The organism is Geomonas sp., from assembly GCF_056994735.1.
In genome coordinates, this window is sequence record NZ_JBXKJL010000043.1 from 1 (window position 1) to 2,412 (window position 2,412).

Annotated in this window: 2 protein-coding genes; one reads left to right on the forward strand and one right to left on the reverse strand. The window is 61.9% G+C overall.

Features of this window, described 5'->3' with window-relative positions:
* The first annotated feature begins 77 nt into the window (after nt 1-77).
* Nucleotides 78-1,190 carry an ISAs1 family transposase gene (locus AC11W3_RS02050; protein ID WP_484092407.1) on the forward strand — a complete coding sequence of 371 codons (1,113 nt, stop codon included), beginning with the start codon at nt 78-80 and terminating at the stop codon, nt 1,188-1,190.
* On the opposite strand, the gene AC11W3_RS02055 is transcribed toward AC11W3_RS02050, so the two are convergent.
* Nucleotides 1,113-2,412, reverse strand: a 1,300-nt coding sequence (locus AC11W3_RS02055; RefSeq protein WP_484092408.1) for a transposase, incomplete at its 5' end; no start/stop codon positions are given. The genes AC11W3_RS02050 and AC11W3_RS02055 overlap by 78 nt on opposite strands.

The window sequence follows — 2,412 nt, forward strand, 5'->3', positions numbered from 1 at the left end:
CAGGGCGAGCGCGCTTAAAGCTGTTCAATACCAGCCAGATAGGCCAGTATATCGAGAAATGCCCTTAGGAATTTCTCGTGTCAGCAAGCATCCTCATACATTTTGCAGCGCTAGAAGATCCACGGATCGAACGCAACCAGCTTCACGCGTTGAGCGATATTGTGGTAGTGACCCTCTGTGCGGTGATCCGTGGGGCCGATGGCTGGGAGGCTATCGAGGACTGTGGTCGGGAGCAGCTGGAGTGGCTTCGTCGGTTCGCGCCCTTTAAAAACGGGGTGCCTTCCGATGATTGTATCGCCAACGTGATCGCGCGGCTGTCGCCGAAGGGATTTCAGGAGTGCTTCCGCCGCTGGACACAAGCGGTCGCGCAGGCGAGGGGAGGCGAGGTCATCGCGGTGGACGGCAAAACGGCAAGGGGCTCGCGCGACCGACAGCGCGCGCGACACCCCCGGCATCTGGTCAGCGCCTGGGCGAGTCCTACTCGCTTGGTCTTAGGGCAAGAGGCGACGGCGGAAAAGTCTAATGAGATTACGGCTATCCCAAAGCTACTGGAACTGCTGGAACGCACGGGTTGCCTCGTCACTATGGATGCCATGGGTTGCCAATGCGCCGTGGCCGAGCAGATAGTCGCCCAAGGCGGCGACTATCTGCTGGGACTCACAGGCACCCAGAGCACCCTCCAGGAGGCGGTCGAGGATTGCTTCGCGGTGGCCCAGCAGGCCAACTTCGCCCACCGGAGACATGACTACGGCGCAGAGGGGGACAAAGCCGATGGACGCCTGGAAGTCAGGCGTTATTGGATCACCGAGGACCGGCGCACGCTCCCGGCTACCGACCGTTGGATGGGGCTGCGTAGCATGGGGATGGTGGAACGGATCTCGGTGACCGGGGAGACACAAACGGTTGAGCAGCGCTACTTTATTAGCTCCCGGCAGGCCGACGCCCACCGCGTTGCTCATGGCGTGCGCGGGCACTGGGGGATCGAAAACCGGCTGCACTGGCGCTTGGATGTTATCTTCGGCGAAGATGCCAGCCGCATTCGCAAGGGCAACGCCCCCACCATCATGACCGCCATCCGCCACCTGTGTATGAACCTATTCGACCAGGAACCCTCATCTCTGAGTCTCGCCAAGAAACGCCGCAAGGCCGCCTGGAATGATGACTTCCGCGCCAAGATCGTGTTCGGATGAAGATTTATGCGCGCTCGCCCTGCACCACTCGCCCAGTCGGACCAGGTTCACCGCTACCGCCGTGATAACATACTGCAGATGGGTTTTGGCTAGGCCGATATAGCGTGACTGGCGTAACCCGCAGCGCCGGATCGCTTGCCCCTGGGTGCTCTCGATGCCGGCCCGCGCTGCATACTGCTGTCGAAATTGTGCGGTGGTTTGTTGCTGGCGGCCGGCTTGAAGGACTTCATGCTGTTCTTGCGGCTGTAGCCCGATAATTCGGGGCTCGACCTTGGCGCGGGTGCACTGTGCCCGAAACGGGCAGGGCGTGCAGTCCTGGCGCGAACAGCGAGCTGCCCACATTACCCCGTTTTTCGGGTAAGTATTGTGGAGCCAGGAAATGCTTTGCTTGCCGGCCGGACACGTGACCACTTGCCGGTCCCACTCCACGATGAAGTGCGATTTGTCGAAACCGGTGCCGTCACGGGCTTGCCAGCTAGGATCTTCCGCCACGGGTCCTGTGATCGTTACCTGATACTCCTGTTGGCTAGCGAGCAGGACCTGGGCATCGGTATACCCTTTGTCGACTAAATGCTCGGTCGGTAGCAGGCAGCGTTCGGCCAGTGAGGCATGGACAACTTCTGCCATATTATCATCCGGGGTGCTGGCCGGGGTCGTTGCAACGTTGACCATCATATGAGGGGCCTGGGGATCGCAGGTCTCGGTGAGATGGACCTTATAACCGACCCACTCCACCGAACGCTTGGTGCTATAGCGCGCCTCAGGATCGTAGGGGGAACAGACCTGTTCCGCCGCCGCCGGCATCTCCGCAAGGGTCCGCCACCGGAACGCCCCTTCCTGCTCAATATACTGCTCGGGCCAGACTCGACGGAGGATTTCGACAGCGGGGATCGTCTGTAGCCAAGGTGGATCGGTGGCGGCCTCAACTGTCTCGAGCAGGAACTGGCCATCCGCCCCGATGGCGGCTGCCAGTTGCTGGTGGGCGGCTTCGGACTTGGGAAATCGGTAATTCTCGACGCGCTGGCCGTAGCGCTCGTACCACTCCTGGGGGCGTGCGCCTGAAGCCAGTCCGGGGCGGCCACCGCCAAACTGGTGAGGGCGGCCCGGAGCGTCTCGCCCACCCGCTCCAACCGGTTGAGCCCCTGCACCGCCGCGAGTACGTGGGTGGAATCCGTCCGCTGGCGTCCGCGCGCCTTGACCAGACCCTGATCCTGGAGTCGCA